Source organism: Citrobacter sp. CK195 (genome assembly GCF_030333365.1).
In the GTDB taxonomy this organism is placed as follows: domain Bacteria; phylum Pseudomonadota; class Gammaproteobacteria; order Enterobacterales; family Enterobacteriaceae; genus Citrobacter_B; species Citrobacter_B koseri.
In genome coordinates this window covers 561,787-579,109 of sequence record NZ_JAOWGB010000022.1, presented here as the reverse complement: position 1 = coordinate 579,109, position 17,323 = coordinate 561,787, and the positions used below count along the sequence as shown (strand labels likewise).

The 17,323-nt window shown below is 58.3% G+C and carries 13 protein-coding genes; 5 read left to right on the top strand and 8 right to left on the bottom strand.

Translation table 11 applies throughout. The annotated features are described in order from the left end of the window. Positions 1-58 precede the first annotated feature (58 nt). Positions 59-3,136, bottom strand: coding sequence for a beta-galactosidase (locus tag OGX93_RS07635; protein ID WP_286449398.1), 3,078 nt, complete (start codon positions 3,134-3,136; stop codon positions 59-61). 121 nt (positions 3,137-3,257) lie between these two features. Further along, positions 3,258-4,340: a LacI family DNA-binding transcriptional regulator gene (locus OGX93_RS07630; RefSeq protein WP_060815881.1), complete on the bottom strand. Its 1,083-nt coding sequence runs from the start codon at positions 4,338-4,340 to the stop codon at positions 3,258-3,260. Between the two features lie 421 nt (positions 4,341-4,761). On the opposite strand from OGX93_RS07630, the gene mmuM reads away from it, so the two are divergent. Continuing rightward, on the top strand, positions 4,762-5,694 hold the full coding sequence (mmuM, locus tag OGX93_RS07625; RefSeq protein WP_286449399.1) for a homocysteine S-methyltransferase: 933 nt from the start codon (positions 4,762-4,764) through the stop codon (positions 5,692-5,694). A gap of 79 nt (positions 5,695-5,773) precedes the next feature. Here mmuM and fbpC read toward each other — a convergent pair whose 3' ends face one another. From fbpC to OGX93_RS07595, 6 genes are all read right to left on the bottom strand, one after another. Beyond that, the gene (gene fbpC, locus OGX93_RS07620; RefSeq protein ID WP_024130614.1) at positions 5,774-6,820 is read right to left on the bottom strand and encodes a ferric ABC transporter ATP-binding protein; all 1,047 of its coding nucleotides are present in this window, start codon (positions 6,818-6,820) and stop codon (positions 5,774-5,776) included. A gap of 11 nt (positions 6,821-6,831) precedes the next feature. Continuing rightward, positions 6,832-8,910, bottom strand: a complete 2,079-nt coding sequence (locus OGX93_RS07615; protein WP_012133639.1) for an ABC transporter permease — start codon at positions 8,908-8,910, stop codon at positions 6,832-6,834. A gap of 67 nt (positions 8,911-8,977) precedes the next feature. Beyond that, the gene (locus OGX93_RS07610) at positions 8,978-10,009 is read right to left on the bottom strand and encodes an ABC transporter substrate-binding protein (RefSeq protein ID WP_012133638.1); all 1,032 of its coding nucleotides are present in this window, start codon (positions 10,007-10,009) and stop codon (positions 8,978-8,980) included. After that, on the bottom strand, positions 10,006-11,310 hold the full coding sequence (gene uhpC, locus OGX93_RS07605) for an MFS transporter family glucose-6-phosphate receptor UhpC (RefSeq protein ID WP_275055217.1): 1,305 nt from the start codon (positions 11,308-11,310) through the stop codon (positions 10,006-10,008). Before uhpC ends, OGX93_RS07610 begins: the two co-directional genes overlap by 4 nt. A gap of 85 nt (positions 11,311-11,395) precedes the next feature. Next, positions 11,396-12,937 (bottom strand): MASE1 domain-containing sensor histidine kinase, encoded by a 1,542-nt coding sequence (locus OGX93_RS07600; RefSeq protein WP_275147911.1) that lies wholly within the window; start codon positions 12,935-12,937, stop codon positions 11,396-11,398. Continuing rightward, entirely contained in the window at positions 12,937-13,566 is a 630-nt protein-coding gene (locus tag OGX93_RS07595; RefSeq protein WP_047458568.1) for a response regulator transcription factor, read from the bottom strand. Before OGX93_RS07595 ends, OGX93_RS07600 begins: the two co-directional genes overlap by 1 nt. A 343-nt stretch (positions 13,567-13,909) precedes the next feature. On the opposite strand from OGX93_RS07595, the gene tauA reads away from it, so the two are divergent. The 4 genes from tauA to tauD are packed head-to-tail and all read left to right on the top strand — an operon-like array spanning position 13,910 to position 17,322. Continuing rightward, on the top strand, positions 13,910-14,872 hold the full coding sequence (gene tauA, locus OGX93_RS07590) for a taurine ABC transporter substrate-binding protein (RefSeq protein ID WP_012133631.1): 963 nt from the start codon (positions 13,910-13,912) through the stop codon (positions 14,870-14,872). Between the two features lie 10 nt (positions 14,873-14,882). Continuing rightward, positions 14,883-15,650, top strand: coding sequence for a taurine ABC transporter ATP-binding subunit (tauB, locus tag OGX93_RS07585; protein WP_286449400.1), 768 nt, complete (start codon positions 14,883-14,885; stop codon positions 15,648-15,650). Continuing rightward, positions 15,647-16,474 carry a taurine ABC transporter permease TauC gene (gene tauC, locus OGX93_RS07580; protein WP_012133629.1) on the top strand — a complete coding sequence of 276 codons (828 nt, stop codon included), beginning with the start codon at positions 15,647-15,649 and terminating at the stop codon, positions 16,472-16,474. Before tauB ends, tauC begins: the two co-directional genes overlap by 4 nt. Further along, positions 16,471-17,322: a taurine dioxygenase gene (gene tauD, locus OGX93_RS07575; RefSeq protein ID WP_112002459.1), complete on the top strand. Its 852-nt coding sequence runs from the start codon at positions 16,471-16,473 to the stop codon at positions 17,320-17,322. Before tauC ends, tauD begins: the two co-directional genes overlap by 4 nt. The last annotated feature ends 1 nt before the right edge of the window (position 17,323 follow it).

Genomic DNA, 17,323 nt, shown 5'->3' with positions numbered 1-17,323 from the left:
AAGAAAATGTATCGCAGGCCGGATACGGTGCTTGCACCGCCATCCGGCAATTTCCCTTTTACCGCCAGCTTATCTGGTAGTGGTAGCGCCCGGCGCTGAGCTGATATTCCGCTGAAACGGAAGGGCTCCAGGAGTCATCGCCGCCCACGCCCATATGGAAACCGTCAATATTGAGCCAGGAGCCCGCTTCCGGCTGGAGCAGATGGCGGTGGCTGGTTTCCATCAGCTGTTTCTGGCCGTAGCGACCGATGTTGAACTGAAAATCGCCGCGCCACTGATGCGCGCCATAACGCAATTCACGCGTTCCGCAGCGCAGGCCGTTTTCGCTCGGGAAAACATACGGGGTGTACATCTCTTCCAGCGGCAGATCCCAGCGATCAAAACAGGCGGCAGAGAGACGATCCGGGTAGTTTTCGTGCGGGCCTAACCCCAGCCAGTTGACCCGCTCCGCCACCTGCGCAAGCTGGCAGCTCAGGCCGATGCGCGCCGGATGCGGTGTCCCGCCGGCGACATCAACATCTACTGTTATCTGCATTTCACCGTTGCCGTCGATACGGTAGGTTTTCCGGCTGATGAACAGCGTTTCGCCCTGATACTGCCAGGCGTGGGCGGTGGTAATCAGTACCGCGCTGGCAAGCGTGTCGGCATCGCATTGCAGTAATACCGCTTTAGCCTGGTAATGGCCGGCGGCCTTCCAGCGTTCAACCCAGGCGTTAGGGTCGATGCGGGTTGCCTCGCTCACGCCGATGTCGTTGTCCAGCGGCGCGCGGGTGAACTGATCGACAAGCGGAGTCAGCAACTGTGCCTCTTCGCCAATCCAGAATTGCGTCAATACGCCCTGCTGGCGGCTGAACTCCCAGCGTTTCTCGCCTGCGACAATACGGAATGCCGTCCCGCTACTGGTGAGCTGTGGCGCGTTGCCAGCGTGCTGCGGCCACTGCGTAGCGAGTTTTTCGCCGAGCTTCCACTGTTGCCAGGCGCTGATATGTCCGGCTTGCGACCATGCGGTTGCCTGCGGTTGTTCAACGCGTACCGTCAGCCATAGCTGGCCTGCGGTTTCCGCTTCCGGGAGCGCTGGCAGCGCGATGATCTGACGTCCCTGCGGCGGGATATCCAGCGTCACAACGCCTGCGGTCAGCGGGTTGCCATCCAGCGCCAGTGACCAGTGGAGCACTTCGTTATCGCTATGGCGGAACAGGTATTCGCTGGTCACTTCAATCTGGCATTCGGCTCCCGGCAGCAGTGTAAACTGGAAAAACTGCTGCGCGTGTTTGGCTTCATACAGTGACGGATGCGGCGTTCGGTCGGCGAACACCAGGCCGTTCATACAGAACTGACGGTCGTTAGGCGCGTCGCCAAAGTCGCCGCCGTAGGCTGACCACGGCCGACCGTCGTCGTCGTATTTGATAAGCGACTGATCCACCCAGTCCCAGACAAAACCGCCTTGCAGGCGCGGATACTGGCGAAACGCCTGCCAGTATTTCGCGTAACCGCCGAGGCTGTTGCCCATCGCGTGGGCGTATTCACACAGGATCAGTGGGCGCTGCTCGCCCGGCATCGACAGCCATTTTTTGATCGACCATTTCGGTACGGCGGGGAAGGGCTGATCCTGATCGACGCGGGCGTACATCGGGCAAATGATGTCGGTTGCCGCCGTATTCGCGCCGCCGCCTTCATACTGCACGGGGCGGGAGGGATCTTCCGACTTAATCCAGCGGTACAGCGCGTCGTGGTTGGCACCGTGCCCGGACTCGTTGCCCAGTGACCAGATAATAATGCTCGGATGGTTGCGGTCGCGCTGTACCATCCGCGTCACGCGCTGGCTCATGGCGGGCAGCCAGACCGGATCGTCGCTCAGGCGATTCATCGGCACCATGCCGTGGGTTTCGATATTGGCCTCATCCACCACGTACAGGCCGTAGCGATCGCACAGGGTGTACCACAGCGGGTGATTCGGATAATGGGAGCAGCGCACGGCGTTAAAATTGTTCTGCTTCATCAGCAGAATGTCTTTAATCATGGTCTCTTTATCCATCACCTGGCCGTTTTCCGGGTGATGTTCATGGCGGTTGGCGCCGCGGATCAGCAGCGGCTTACCGTTTAACAGCAGCAGACCGTTTTCAATGCTGACCTGACGGAAACCGACGTCGCAGGCTTCGGCTTCAATCAGCGTGCCATCGGCGGTGTGTAGCTGTACAACGGCACGATACAGATGCGGGGCCTCCGCGCTCCACAGCGCCGGATGTTCGACATTCAGACGAAGGGTTGTGCGATCAGGGTAAGCGCCGCGCTCATCAATGATCCCGCTGCCGAGCGGAGCGGTTTTTTCTCCGACGAATGTTTCGCTATCCCACAGCTGCACCGTCACGCGTAAATCATCGCGTCTTTCCCCCGTTGTTCTGACCTCCGCTTCCAGCACTGCGCGGCTGAAATCATCGTTGAAGCGGGTGTTGATGCGCAGGTCACGGATTTGCGTTGCCGGTTTATGCAGCAGCGAGACGTCGCGAAAGATGCCGCTCATCCGCCACATATCCTGATCTTCCAGATAGCTGCCGTCACTCCAGCGCAGCACCATTACCGCGAGGCGGTTTTCACCCTTAAGCAAAAAATGCGTGAGATCGAATTCAGACGGCAGACGGCTGTCCTGACCGTATCCGACCCAGCGACCGTTGCACCACAAATGGAAGGCGGAGTTCACGCCATCAAAAATGATCCGCGTCTGGCCTGCCTGTAGCCAGTCTGCGTCAATACTGAATGTGAGCGAGTAACATCCGGTTGGGTTATCTGCCGGAACGAACGGCGGGTTAACCGGAATGGGATAGGTGACGTTGGTATAAATGGGGGCGTCGTAACCGTCCATTTGCCAGTTAGACGGCACGCGCACGCTATCCGCCTGTTGCAGATCGCTTGTCCGCCAGCTCTCTGGTACTGCTTCAGGCGCTGAAAACCAGGCAAACGTCCATTCACCGTTCAGGCTGCGCTTTTGTGCGGAGTCACGGTTCGCGCGGGCGTCATCGGCATTACGCCAGCTGTAAAAAGGAGGGTGCGCCTCCAGGCGATTAAGTTGCGTTACGCCAGGGTTTTCCCAGTCGCGACGTTTCAGAACGACGGCGAGTGAATCTGCATTCTGGGGCATAGCGGTATCCTGATTGAATTTGTTATTCGCTCACAATTTCAGTCAAAATACGAAGAAGGGATTCCTGCTGTAAAGGACAGGAGGTTCAATGAGTGAACTGACTCACACAATTGTTATACGTTCACATTTTCGGCGCTAACAGCGAAACCTGCCGAGCCAGTTGGATCAGGGAGTCGGCCAACGCCTGCGGAGAAGTGACCTGAGCATTGGGGGGCTGCACGGTTTTACGCTGAACCAATGAAACGGGGAGTCGCTGGTTATCGGTGGCGGGTTCGCCACGGGAGAGTTGCAGCAGTTTGTCGACGCTGGTTGCGCCAAGCAGGGGGAAATTCTGTCTGATGGTGGTCAGCGGTGGGATGTAGCAGGCGCTGTCTTCGGTGTCATCGTAGCCTATCACCGAGATATCCTGCGGGATGCGCAGGCCAAACTCGGCGATCGCCCGCATGGCGCCCAGCGCCATCTGATCGTTAGCCACCAGTATTGCGGTGGGCATCGTTCCGTCATTGAGCATCTGCATGGTTTGCTGGAAACCGGACATCGCGCTCCAGTCGCCTTCCGTTTCTGCCACCGGTCGCAGCTGATAGTGGGTCAGATATTTATGCCAGCCCGCCAGTCTTAGCCGTGCAGAGACGGACGAGCGCGGCCCTGTCAACAGCGCGATGCGCTGGTGCCCGTGTTCTACCAGATGCTCAACGCCCAGACGCGCGCCGTCGTCATGGGAAAAGATAATGCTGTTAACGGGGAACCGATCGGACACGTCGAGAAACAGTACCGGCACGTTGCCGCAGGCGGCGGCAACGGCAATGGCATCGTTCTCATCAAGCGGGTAGTTGATGATCAACCCGCTTACCCGCTGCGCCAGCAGGTTATGCACCGCCGCTTTGCAGGCGTCTACTCCGTTGCGCTCTACCATCGCGATCACCACGCTGGCGCCTGACCTGTCGGCGCGGGATTTAATCGCCGCGACAATTTGCGACGGCGCGTGCAGCGCGAGGTTAGCGGTGGCGACGCCGATGAGCGGGGTTTGTTTACCCGCCAGCTGCTGCGCGACGCGATTGGGAATGTAATTCAGCTCCGCCATCGCGGCTTCGACTTTTTCACGGGTTTTGGCGGAAACGTGGCTGGCCTGATTCACCACGCGAGAGACGGTCTGATAAGAGACGCCTGCACGGTCTGCAACATCATAGAGCGTTACCGGTTTCACATTCATCACCCTGAATTTGTTGTTATCTGCGCGTTATGATGCCACACCCTGAAGGTTTTTCGCCATTCTGCCGGTCTGACGTCAGTTTGTCGGCTGATATCGACCCCGGCTCCTGACGTTGTCCTCATTCCGTCGTATGAGTGGGGACGGTATGTTCCCACTTCTGTCTGAGCGCCGGTGCGCCGCCTTGTTGCCAGAGTTGTAAGAGATTCTGGCAGCGGAGGCATTATGAGCTGGCGACCCTTTCTTTATCTCATTGTTACTCCTCACCCGGTGCTGAGCGCCCGGCGCGCGCGTTTGCGGCTGGTACAAGGCTGACGGGTCTTTAATAATTGCGTAGCGCTCCCGATTACCGCCCGGCGCGCTGTGTTATGGTGCTTGTTTCATTGCCGATTTCATAAGCAGAAACAGGAGCCAGACTATGTCGCAACATAATCCGTTGAGCGCCATCCTTGATAAACAGGATTTCCTGTTGCTGGACGGGGCGATGGCGACGGAACTGGAAGCGCGCGGCTGTGATTTAGCCGACAGCCTGTGGTCAGCGAAGGTGCTGGTAGAAAACCCGGCGCTGATCCGCGAAGTCCACCTTGATTACTACCGGGCGGGGGCGCAGTGCGCGATTACCGCCAGCTACCAGGCCACGCCCGCAGGACTTGCCGCGCGTGGGTTTGATGAAGCGCAGTCGAAAGCGCTGATCGGCAAGAGTGTGGAACTGGCGCGCAAAGCGCGGGAAGCGTATCTGGCTGAGAACCCGCAGGCGGGCACGCTGCTGGTGGCGGGTTCCGTCGGGCCATATGGCGCGTATCTGGCCGACGGTGCGGAATATCGCGGGGATTACGTATGTACTCCCGAAGCGTTCCAGGCTTTTCATCGCCCGCGTGTGGAAGCGCTGCTGGATGCGGGTGTTGACCTGCTGGCCTGCGAAACGCTGCCGAATTTTATTGAGATTAAAGCGCTGGCTGAGTTGTTAACCGAATATCCACGGGCGCGGGCATGGTTTTCGTTTACGCTGCGCGACAGTGAGCATCTGAGCGACGGTACGCCGCTGCGTGACGTGGCGACGTTTCTCAACGCCTGCCCGCAGGTTGTGGCGACAGGCGTAAACTGTATCGCGCTGGAAAACGTCACCGCCGCATTGCAGCATTTGCACGGGCTGACCGCGCTGCCGCTGGTGGTTTACCCCAATTCGGGCGAGCGGTACGATGCGGTAAGCAAAACCTGGCATCATCACGATGAAGCGTGCGCCACGTTGGCGGAGTATTTACCGCAGTGGCTGGCGGCGGGTGCGAAGCTGATTGGCGGTTGTTGCCGGACGACGCCGAAGGATATTGCTGAATTGAACGCGCAACGTTGAGTGTGTGGGCTGATGCCTTATCCGGCCTACAACGTGCACGAACCGTAGGCCGGGTAAGCGTAGCGCCACCCGGCATCAATTACACTGCGTCTGCTAAAACAAACATCCCGTACGGGTGGATTTCGAGGTAATAATTTTCCCCCACGTCCGGCTGCAATCGGGTGGCGTTAACCTGCAATAAAATCTCCTGTCCGTGCCACGCCACCGTCACCTCATACTGCGGCCCCATATAGGCGACATGCTGAATCACACAGCGCTGGCTCTCTTCGCCGCGATCGCTCAAGGTAATCGCTTCCGGGCGCACGCCAACGGTGCCGGAACCCTGGGCGGCAAAGTGCGCCGGGCGCGGCAGCCGGTAGCCGTAGATATCCACATACTCCTGACTGAACGTCGCCGGGAACAGGTTGGCATCGCCCATAAAACTCGCCATAAAGCGTGAGGCAGGTTGACGGTAGAGATCCTGCGGCGAACCGATCTGCATAATATGCCCCTTGTTCATCACCAGTACGGTATCGGAAACCGCAAAGGCTTCGCTCTGATCGTGGGTGACGTACAGCGAGGTGATATCAAACTGCTTTTGCAGTTCGCGGATCTTGTCGCGCATGCTGCGACGCAGGTTAGCGTCGAGGTTACTTAACGGCTCATCAAACAGCAGCACCTTCGGCTTGAGGATCAGCGCGCGCGCCAGCGCCACGCGCTGCTGCTGACCGCCGGAGATCTGATCAACATAGCGGTCTTCGAATCCTTCCAGATCCACCATCGCCAGCGCCTCTTGCACACGGGCTTTCACTTCGCTGCGCGATACGCCAAGCATCTTCAGACCGTAGCCGACGTTTTCCCCCAGCGACATGTGCGGGAACAGGGCATAAGACTGAAAGACCATACAGATATCACGCTGCTGAATAGAGCGATGGGTGACGTCTTCGCCATCAATGAAAATCTGTCCTTCGCTCGGTTTTTCCAGCCCGGCCACCAGACGCAAAATGGTCGTTTTGCCGCAGCCGGAAGGGCCGAGCAGCGTCACCATTTGCCCCTGCGGGATGGTGAGATTGATATTATCGATAACCGTGTTGCTGCCGAATCGTTTGGTGACGTTGCGCAGTTCAACAAAATTTTTCTGACTCATAGTGCGCTCCATTACGCCTGGTTTTTGGCTTTTGAACGGGAGATACGCGCTTCCCCGATCAGCCAGTCAAAGATGAAAATAATCGCCAGCATCACCACGATCAGAATCGAGCCGTAGGCGATCGCCACGCCGTATTCGCCGTCTTCCACGCGGTTGAGGATGTAGGCCGTCGCCACGCGGGTGTCTGGCGTGACGAGGAATACAATGGCGCTGACGGTGGTAATGGCGCGCACAAAGCTGTAGATCAGCGCCGAGAGGATCGCCGGGCGCAGCAGCGGCAGCAGGATGTGCGTAATGGTGCGTAAGCTCCCGGCGCGCAGGCTGAGCGACGCTTCATCCAGCGATTTATCGATCTGGCCTAATCCGGCGATCCCGGCGCGAATCCCAACCGGCACGTTACGCATCACCATCGAAATAATCACAATCGCCGCCGTTCCGGTGAGGTACACCGGGGCGCTGTTAAAGGCGAGGATGTACGACACGCCCGCCACGGTGCCCGGTACGGCGAAGCACAGCATGGTGGTGAACTCGATAGTCTTTTTGCCTTTGAACTGCTGGCGTACCACAATCCAGGCGATCAGCAGACCGAAGATGGCGGTGATCGGCGCGGCAATTCCGGCGTAGAGCAACGTATCAAGCAGGGAAGGCCACGCGCCGTCGCTCATTCCCTGGCCGAACAGCTTGATAAAGTTCGCCAGCGTCAGGGTGTAATCCACGCCCCAGTTGACGGTGAAGCTACCGTAGAAAATGCTGCCGTAGAGCAGGGCGTTGAAGGCTATCCACACGGCCAGAATGGCGATGACGCTCCACACCAGGGTGACAGGCAGCGGCTGGACGTCGCCACGGTACGATTTCCCGGAGACCGTGACGTAAGAGCGCTTACCGATCCACATATACTGCACACAGAACACCAGCAGCGAGAACAGCAGCAGGAACGCGCCCAGCGTACTGGCGGCCTGATAATCAAGCTGCGAACCGGTGATATAGAAATAGATCTGCGTCGCCAGCACGTCGAAGTTACCGCCGAGCACCAGCGGGTTACTGAAGTCGGCCAGCGACTGCACCACCACGATCAGGAAGGCGTTCGCCAGCGCCGGTTTCAGCAGCGGGACAAACACGCCGTTAAAGGTCTGCCAACGGCTGGCGCGCAGGGTGTACGAGGCTTCTTCCAGCGATGGATGAATGGTTTTGATCGCCCCGTCGAGGATCATAAACGCCATCGGGGTAAAGGCCAGCACCTGCGCCAGCCAGATGCCGGTAAACCCGTACAGCCAGTTGGTGTTGGTCAGCCCGAACCACTCGACCATAAATTCGGTGACGTAGCCGGAGCGTCCCATCATCAGCGTAACGCCTAAACCCACTACGAACGGTGGCGTGACGATTGGCAAAATCGAGAAGATGCGGCCAATAATGGCGCTGCGTTTGGCAATGCGGGTGGTGTAAATCGCCAGCACCAGGCCGAAGAAGGTACAGCCCACGCCCACCGCAATCGACAGGGCGATGGAGTTGAGGATCACCTGGATGATATGCGCCTGCGACAGCACCGTCATAAACGCCAGCGGCGCGAATTCCCCGGCGTCGTTGGTGAACATCGGGATGAAAATCGCGATACTCGGCCAGACGATAAAGATGCCGATCAGCGCCACAATGGCGGTAAGCGAGCCGATCACGAAGCGATCGCCGCCCAGCCATTCCAGACGGGTCAACGCCAGCGTCATGATCGCGCCCAGCGCGACGAACAGCACGATAGTGGCGTAGCCTAAACCACGGCCTTCAACGGTGGCGCTGATGACGATAAAGGCCATACACAACAGCGCCCAGCCCGCATCAAGGTAATGGCGGCTGCGCTGTTCGCGCCTGGCTTCATGGAACGGGCGAATCAGTAGCAGGCTTGGCAGCAGATACCACAGCCAACTGATATTGCGCTGTGACCAGCCGTAGGACTCAAGGATTTCATCGCCCGTGGACTCCAGCAGGCCGTAATCCAGGCTCCAGCTCGGCAGCAGGGCAAACGCCAGCCAGCCCAGCAGAACCCAAAAGAATATCGCATCCCGTTTTTTCACGGGATGGTGTGCAAGTGTGTGTGACATAGCGGTTCCGGTATTGTGGCCGGGTACGGCGTTACGCCGCCACCCGGCAAATGAACGCAATGTGGGCTTATTTACCCATCTTCACTTCGCTAACCCACTTATTGATAAGCTGCTTACGGACGTCGGTAGAACCGTATTTATCCATGTCGTAATTGATGAGCTTCAGGTCGTCGAGCTTCAGCGAGTTCGGTGACGTTTCCGCTGTGGTGTTGGTCAGGATCTGATAAGACTTGCCTTTCTTCCACGCCAGTTCTTGTGCTTCTTTTGACAGCACCCAGTCCACGAACAGTTTGGCGTTGTCGAGATTGCGCGCGCCTTTCAGGATGCTGACGCCGCCAATTTCATAGCCGGTGCCTTCGCACGGAGAGATCAGCTCCAGCGGCGCGCCCTGTTCTTTTTCCAGCGAATAGTCGTGCAGGAAGCCGATGCCGATAGCGGTTTCGCCACGGGCGGCGTTACGTGCCGGGGCAATACCGGATTTGGTGTACTGAGACACGTTGGCGTTGAGCTGTTTCAGGTAATCAAAGGCCTGATCTTCTCCCCACAGCTGGGCGAAGGTTGCCAGTGCGGTATACGCGGTGCCTGAACTTTGCGGGTCGGCAATCTGGATCTCGCCTTTGTATTCCGGTTTGGTCAGATCCTTCCAGCATTTTGGCACCGGCAGATTTTTCTCTTTCAGGCGCTGGGTGTTGACGCCAAAACCGAGAATACCGACATACACCGCTGAAGAGAGGTTGCCTTTTACTTTCGCCGGATCGCGGAATTTCTCCATGACCTGCTCAAGATTGGGAGACTTGTAGGGTTGCAGCAGCCCCATTTCACCCGCCTGAGACTGAGGGTCCAGCGTCCCGCCGTACCAGACGTCCGCCTGCGGGTTTTTCTTCTCGGCGTCGACTTTCGCCAGCGTACTGCCGGAGCCATTGCGGATGAAGGAGGTTTTGACGTCATATTTGTCGCCAAACGCTTTGGTTTCTGCTTCGCACATTTCATTGGTGGCGCTGCAATAAACCACCAGGCGGCCTTTGGCCTGCGCGGCGCCGGTTAAGGTTGCCAGCGCAATGCCGGATGCAATCAGGGTAGAGGTAAGCGTCAATTTCATTGTTTTATCCTTTGACTGAGCGAGGTGGTGATGCCCGCCATCAGCAGCGGCATCAGCAATAAACCCATAAGTACCGCAGCGACCGAGAGCAGACTGAACATGCCCGACCAGCCGTAGCGTTCAATGACCAGCGACAGAGGCCAGCCCGCCAGCGCTGCCCCCAGATAGGCGAACAGGCCGAGAAACCCGGTGATGGAACCGGCCGCCGCTTTGTGCCCGCACTCGACGGCGGCAAGGCCAATCAACATTTGCGGGCCAAAAACGAAAAAGCCCACCGTAAAGAAACAGACCGCCAGCAGTGCGTAATGGTGTACCGGCGCTAACCACAATGCGGCGACGGACACCATCAGCCCCAGCGTGAACAGCAAAATCATCGGCGCGCGCTGGCCGCTGAACAGCAAATCCGACCCCCAACCGGCGAACAACGCGCCGAGCAGACCGCCAACTTCAAACAGCATCACCGTGGCGTTGGCGCTGAGCAGATTGACGCCGTGGCTTTCCGTGAGCCAGATGTTGCCCCAGTCGTTGAGGGCGATGCGGATCAGATAGACCAGCACATATGAGACGCCCAGCAGCCAGATCATCGGGTTTTTCAGCATCGTGGCGCGCAACATCTGCCACAGTCCCATCGGCGGGCTTTGCTGCTCCTGGCGCAGCTCCAGCGGGTCATGACGCCATGCGCCGACCGTTGGCAATCCCTCCTCCTGCGGCGTGCCTTTCAGCTGTAGCGTGAGCCAGATACCTAATGCCATGCTGATGATCCCCGGCGCCAGCATCGCCGCCTGCCAGCCCCACCAGTGGGCGGCGAAAGCGCTAATCAGCGGGATAATCGCCCCGCCGATGTTGATCGACATATTCCAGCAGCCCCACCAGAAGCCGCGCTCGTTGCGCGAATACCAGTGGGTCAGCAGTCGGGCGCAGGGCGGCCATCCCCAGCCCTGAAAGAAACCGTTCAGCGTCCAGACCGCCAGCAGCAGCGTCAGCGACTCGCCAAAGGTGAACACCACATTCAGCAGGCCGGTGGCGAACAGGCCAACGCCCATAAACCAGCGCTGCCCGTGGCTGTCGTGCCACAGCCCGGCGGTAAACTTCGACAGGCCGTAGGTCAGGTAAAACAGTGAACCCAACAGGCCGATATCGCCTTTATCGAGTCCCAGATCCGTTTGCAGCGCCGGAAGTACGTAATTCACGCTTTTTCGCGTCAGGTAAAACGCGGCGTACCCAATGACCATGCACATCAGCAACCGCAGGCGTAGCGCCCGGTATCGTTGGTCTGTTTCGTTTACTGGGCGTGGGTGCATGGCCGTCTCCGTTTGTGCTGACTATAGGAAAGTGAAAACCAAAGGGGATGAGAGAAAGTCCGCAGTGACTAAGACTTTTTCCTGGTCAGGGCGTGGTTTGTTGCAAAATTGTGGGCAAGTTAACAATTACCCGCGTGCCGTGCAGCGATTCGAGCGTCAGTTCGCCGCCCAGCGCGCTGACCCGTTCTCGCATCCCCTGAATACCGAATCCCGGCATTTTTTCAGGCTGGATGCCGGTGCCGTTGTCCCGAACTTCCAGATGGAGGGTCTGTTTCTGCTGGCTTAACAGAATCGTGACCTCGCTGGCTTCGGCATGTTTACAGACGTTGTTCAGCAGTTCCTGCAACAGGCGGTAGAGGGTAAACCTGACGGTTTCATTTTCCGGGGTAAGCGTAAGGCGATACTCAAACTGGCAGCGAATCCCACGTTCGGGGAACGCGAATTCGTTGACCAGATGATGCAGCGCCTCTTTAAACGACAGCTCATCCAGCGCGGGGGGACGTAGCTGGCGTAACAGCTGGCGGGTAGAGTGGTGAATACGGCGGGCGAGATCGTTTATCTGGCTGGCGGCGGCCTGCGTCTGCGCCGGATCGCGTGCGCGTTTCACGAGCTGTGACTGGATCTGAATGGCGGTGATGTTCTGCCCGATCTCGTCGTGCAGCTCGCGCGCCAGGTTTTTGCGCGTATCCTCTTCGGTATGGATCAGCTTTTCGGTCAGCGCCCGGCGTGCCGCCAGCTCCGCCTCCAGACGCTGGCGATAGTGGTGCAGGTTTTGCGCCAGATGCTGCTGGCGGCTGATGGCGATCCCAAGACCTATACCGAGTAGCGCCTGGGTGGCGAGGAAAATCTCCAGCTCGACCAGGTTGTTAAACCCGACGCCGACCTGGCGAGCGATGGTGATCATCATGCTGCCCAGCAGCCCGGAGAGCACGCCACCCTGCCAGCCAAACTTCCACGCCATCACCACGTTAGGCAGGAACACCACGATCAGCAGCAGGCGTTCAATTTCTGGCGACAGCACCATTTGCGTGCCGATGCCGATAATAAAGAACAGGCTGCACCAGATGATCAGCGAAGTGCGCAGCGGCGGGTTGTTGGTATCCAGCCCCAACAGGTGATAACGGTGCTGCTGGCGTAAAAATTCAAATACCAGATAAACAAAGGGGGTGAGCAGCACGCCGCCGGTAAACGACGCCAGGCCAGTCAGCATTGCCGGGCTTTTTATAAAGGGCGACAGCAGGGCGGTATTCAGCAGCGAGGCCAGCGTGACGGTGGCCAGCAGCAGCGTGAGACGCTGCCAGTACAGGGGAAAACGGTGCCAGAATTTTTGTCCGATGCTGGCCGGGATCAGGCAGATCAGCGGCGCCGCCAGCAGGACGTAGCCGCTGAGCAATTGCTCGCTATGGAGCCATAACGGCATCAGCACCGGCGGCAGTATCAGCGCGGGCCAGTAACGGCGGGAGAGTAAAATCAACAGCGCAAGATAAACGCCGTGCGGCAAAAAGAGCGCCGCCTGTTGGCCATTATGGGTCAGGTAAAAGCCCAGCGTCCATAGCATCAGCCAACCTGTTCCCCAGGCCAGCAGGATAAACAGTGAGATCACCCAGTAACGCACGCCGCGAGACATCAGTGCCCCGTCAGCAACTGGTGGTCGAGGGCGAAATGCACCAGCTCGATGGTACTGTGGCACTGCAACTTACCCAGTACGTTAGCACGGTGGACGTGAACGGTTTTATGGCTGAGGTCGAGCTTAAATGCGATCTCTTTGACGCTGTCGCCTTTGACCAGTAAATCAAAAACTTCTCGCTCACGGGGGGTTAATACCTCCAGCACCTGCGCCGGCTGTTCACCGCCGCGCAGCGCCCGCAACGCATCGGCGCACAGATAGTGGCCGCCCATACCAACGGAACGCACCGCCTGAACCAACTCTTCCGGCCCGCAGCGTTTGGTCAGATAGCCGCTGGCGCCTGCATCCAGCGCGCTTTGCACAAACGCTGGCGTGTCGTAAATGCTGAGGACGATGGCGCGAAACGTGGGTTTTTGCGCGCGTAGCCGCTTTAACAGACTCAGCCCGTTTTCGTCCGGCATCGCGATATCCAGCACCGCGACGTTAACGTCATCGCGCAATAATGCGGGCCAGGCTTCCGCCGCGCTGCTGTACTGGCCTGCTACGTCCAGATCGTCTTCAAGACTTAATAATTGCGCAAAGCCGGAACGCACCACCACATGGTCATCAACCAGCACCACACGAATCATATGCTTACTCTCTTGCCGAATAATGCCTCTATGATGCCTGCCCCCGCTGCGCTGGCAATCATCCGGGTGTGGTTATGGAATGAATGTAACAAAATCGCAATAATTTGCAGGGGGTTGTTGTCGTGGTAGGCCGGATAAGCGCAGCGCCATCAGGCATGGATTGCCGGATGGCGGCGCAAGCGCCTGATCCGGCCTGCAACTCAATGCTAAATACATTTCCACACTAACCATTCCCGTTTTTTTTCTAAAAACGCTTTGCTATTAGCAAGAATTTTTAATTCCTTTATCAAACACGGCCGCAACGAAATACTGCCCCCATAACAAGACAGGGGAGCAGACAATAATGGGTATTTCATCGCGTAACACACTTCTCGCCGCACTGGCGTTTATTGCATTCCAGGCGCAGGCGGTTAACGTCACCGTCGCGTACCAGACATCCGCCGAACCGGCGAAAGTAGCGCAGGCGGATAACACCTTCGCCAAAGAGAGCGGGGCGACCGTTGACTGGCGTAAATTCGACAGCGGCGCGAGCATCGTGCGCGCGCTGGCTTCCGGTGATGTACAGATCGGCAACCTTGGCTCCAGCCCACTGGCGGTCGCCGCCAGCCAACAGGTGCCGATTGAGGTTTTCCTGCTGGCGTCAAAACTGGGGGAATCCGAAGCGCTGGTGGTGAAGAAAACGATCGCTAAGCCGGAGGATCTCATCGGCAAACGCATTGCGGTGCCGTTTATCTCCACCACCCATTACAGCCTGCTGGCCGCGCTGAAACACTGGGGCATTAAGCCCGGGCAGGTCGAAATCATCAATCTGCAACCACCGGCGATCATTGCCGCCTGGCAGCGTGGCGATATTGACGGCGCTTACGTCTGGGCACCCGCCGTTAACGCGCTGGAAAAAGACGGGAACGTGCTGACAGACTCGGGGAAAGTTGGCGAATGGGGCTCGCCGACGCTGGATGTGTGGGTAGTGCGTAAAGACTTCGCGGAAAAACATCCAGAGGTGGTCAAGGCATTCGCGAAAAGCGCCATCGACGCGCAGCAACCCTATATCGCCAATCCTGAGGCGTGGCTTCAGCAGCCGGATAACATCAGCAAACTGTCGCGCTTAAGCGGTGTGCCGGAAACGGACGTGCCGGGGCTGGTGAAAGGCAATACCTACCTGACGGCGCAACAGCAGGCCGTTGAGCTGAACGGGCCGGTCAATAAAGCGATTATCGACACCGCGCAGTTCCTGAAAGAGCAGGGCAAAGTGCCCGCCGTCGCGACGGATTACAGCCAGTACGTCACCGATCGCTTTGTGCAATAAGGAGGCGCGGATGCTGCAAGTTTCCCATCTCTTTGCCGATTACGCCGGTAAACCGGCGCTGGAAGATATCAATCTGACGCTCGACAGCGGTGAGCTGTTAGTGGTGCTGGGCCCGTCAGGGTGCGGGAAAACCACGTTGCTGAATCTGATCGCCGGTTTTCTGCCTTATCAGCACGGCACGATCCAACTGGCGGGCAAACGGGTCGATGGGCCGGGTGCGGAGCGCGGCGTCGTCTTTCAGAACGAAGGGCTGCTGCCCTGGCGCAACGTGCAGGATAACGTTGGGTTTGGCCTGCAACTGGCAGGAGCAGACAAAACCCGGCGTCAGCACGTTGCGCAGCAGATGCTGAAAAAAGTCGGGCTGGAAGGGGCGGGAAAACGCTTTATCTGGCAGCTTTCCGGCGGGCAGCGCCAGCGTGTCGGCATCGCCCGCGCGCTGGCGGCCAATCCTCAACTTCTGCTGCTGGATGAGCCTTTCGGCGCGCTGGATGCTTTCACCCGTGAGCAGATGCAAACGCTGCTGCTGAAACTCTGGCATGAGACCGGCAAACAGGTGTTGCTCATTACGCATGATATTGAAGAGGCTGTGTTTATGGCGACGGAGCTGGTGCTGCTTTCTCCTGGCCCCGGTCGCGTGCAGGAACGGCTGTTGCTTGATTTCGCCCGCCGCTTTGTGGGGGGCGAATCCTGCCGCAGCATTAAATCCGATCCGCAGTTTATCGAGACGCGGGAGTATGTGTTAAGCCGCGTCTTTGAACAACGGGAGGCCTTCTCATGAGCGTGGTCATCAACGATAAGCTGCGTCAACGCGGGTTGAAATGGCGCTGGCCGTTCTCTCGTCGCATTACCCTGAGTATCAGCACATTAGCGGTGATTCTGGCCGTGTGGTGGAGCGTAGCGGCGTTGCAGTTAATCAGCCCGCTGTTTCTGCCGCCGCCGGGGCAGGTGCTGCAAAAACTGATCGCCATCGCCGGGCCGCAAGGGTTTATGGACGCCACGCTGTGGCAGCATCTGGCGGCGAGCCTGACGCGCATTCTGCTGGCGCTGCTGGCTGCCGTGATTATCGGCATTCCGGTGGGCATTGCGATGGGGCTAAGCCCAACGATACGCGGCATTCTCGATCCGATCATTGAACTCTACCGACCTGTTCCGCCGCTTGCGTATTTACCGCTGATGGTGATCTGGTTCGGGATTGGTGAGACCTCCAAGATCCTGCTGATCTATCTGGCGATTTTCGCCCCGGTCGCCATGTCGGCGCTGGCGGGCGTCAAAAGCGCGCAGCAGGTTCGCATTCGTGCGGCGCAGTCGTTAGGCGCCGGACGAGTACAGGTATTGTGGTTTGTGATTCTGCCCGGCGCGCTGCCGGAGATCCTCACCGGGTTACGCATTGGCCTGGGCGTGGGCTGGTCGACGCTGGTGGCGGCTGAGCTGATTGCCGCCACCCGGGGTTTAGGGTTTATGGTGCAGTCCGCCGGGGAATTTCTGGCAACCGACGTGGTGCTGGCGGGGATCGCGGTGATTGCGGTGATCGCGTTTATTTTAGAACTGGGTCTGCGTGCGCTTCAGCGCCGCCTGACGCCCTGGCATGGAGAAGTACAATGAGTGAACGTCTGAGCATTACCCCGCTGGGGCCGTATATTGGCGCGCTGGTTTCCGGCGCGGATCTGACCCGCCCGCTGAGCGATAATCAATTCGAACAGCTGTATCACGCGGTGCTGCGCCACCAGGTGGTTTTTCTGCGTGAACAAGCCATTACGCCACAGCAACAGCGCGCGCTGGCACAGCGTTTTGGCGATCTGCATATTCATCCGGTCTATCCCCACGCCGAAGGCGTCGAAGAGATTATCGTGCTGGATACCCATAACGATAACCCGCCGGATAACGATAACTGGCACACCGATGTGACCTTTATTGAGACGCCGCCAGCAGGGGCGATTCTGGCGGCAAAGGAACTGCCCTCTACCGGCGGGGATACGCTATGGACCAGCGGCATTGCCGCATATGACGCGCTTTCCGAACCGTTTCGCCAGTTGCTGAGCGGTTTGCGAGCGGAGCATGATTTCCGTAAATCGTTCCCGGAATACAAATACCGCAAAACTGACGAGGAGCATCAGCGCTGGCTTGAGGCGGTAGCAAAACATCCGCCTTTGCTGCATCCGGTGGTGCGTACCCATCCGGTGAGCGGCAAACAGGCGCTGTTTGTGAATGAAGGCTTTACTACGCGGATTGTCGATGTGACGGAGAAAGAGAGCGAGGCGCTGCTTGGATTCTTGTTTGCGCACATCACAAAACCGGAGTTTCAGGTGCGCTGGCGCTGGCAGCCTGATGACGTAGCCATCTGGGATAACCGCGTCACCCAGCATTATGCCAACGCTGATTACCTGCCGCAGCGGCGCATTATGCACCGGGCGACGATTCTGGGAGATAAGCCGTTTTATCGCGCACCGTAAT

Bases quoted from the DNA above. Each gene is read 5' to 3' on its own strand.
- OGX93_RS07635 (WP_286449398.1), bottom strand. From the start codon at position 3,136: ATGCCCCAGAATGCAGATTCACTCGCCGTCGTTCTGAAACGTCGCGAC.
- mmuM (WP_286449399.1), top strand. From the start codon at position 4,762: ATGTCGCAACATAATCCGTTGAGCGCCATCCTTGATAAACAGGATTTC.
- fbpC (WP_024130614.1), bottom strand. From the start codon at position 6,820: ATGAGTCAGAAAAATTTTGTTGAACTGCGCAACGTCACCAAACGATTC.
- OGX93_RS07615 (WP_012133639.1), bottom strand. From the start codon at position 8,910: ATGTCACACACACTTGCACACCATCCCGTGAAAAAACGGGATGCGATA.
- OGX93_RS07610 (WP_012133638.1), bottom strand. From the start codon at position 10,009: ATGAAATTGACGCTTACCTCTACCCTGATTGCATCCGGCATTGCGCTG.
- uhpC (WP_275055217.1), bottom strand. From the start codon at position 11,310: ATGCACCCACGCCCAGTAAACGAAACAGACCAACGATACCGGGCGCTA.
- OGX93_RS07600 (WP_275147911.1), bottom strand. From the start codon at position 12,937: ATGTCTCGCGGCGTGCGTTACTGGGTGATCTCACTGTTTATCCTGCTG.
- OGX93_RS07595 (WP_047458568.1), bottom strand. From the start codon at position 13,566: ATGATTCGTGTGGTGCTGGTTGATGACCATGTGGTGGTGCGTTCCGGC.
- tauA (WP_012133631.1), top strand. From the start codon at position 13,910: ATGGGTATTTCATCGCGTAACACACTTCTCGCCGCACTGGCGTTTATT.
- tauB (WP_286449400.1), top strand. From the start codon at position 14,883: ATGCTGCAAGTTTCCCATCTCTTTGCCGATTACGCCGGTAAACCGGCG.
- tauC (WP_012133629.1), top strand. From the start codon at position 15,647: ATGAGCGTGGTCATCAACGATAAGCTGCGTCAACGCGGGTTGAAATGG.
- tauD (WP_112002459.1), top strand. From the start codon at position 16,471: ATGAGTGAACGTCTGAGCATTACCCCGCTGGGGCCGTATATTGGCGCG.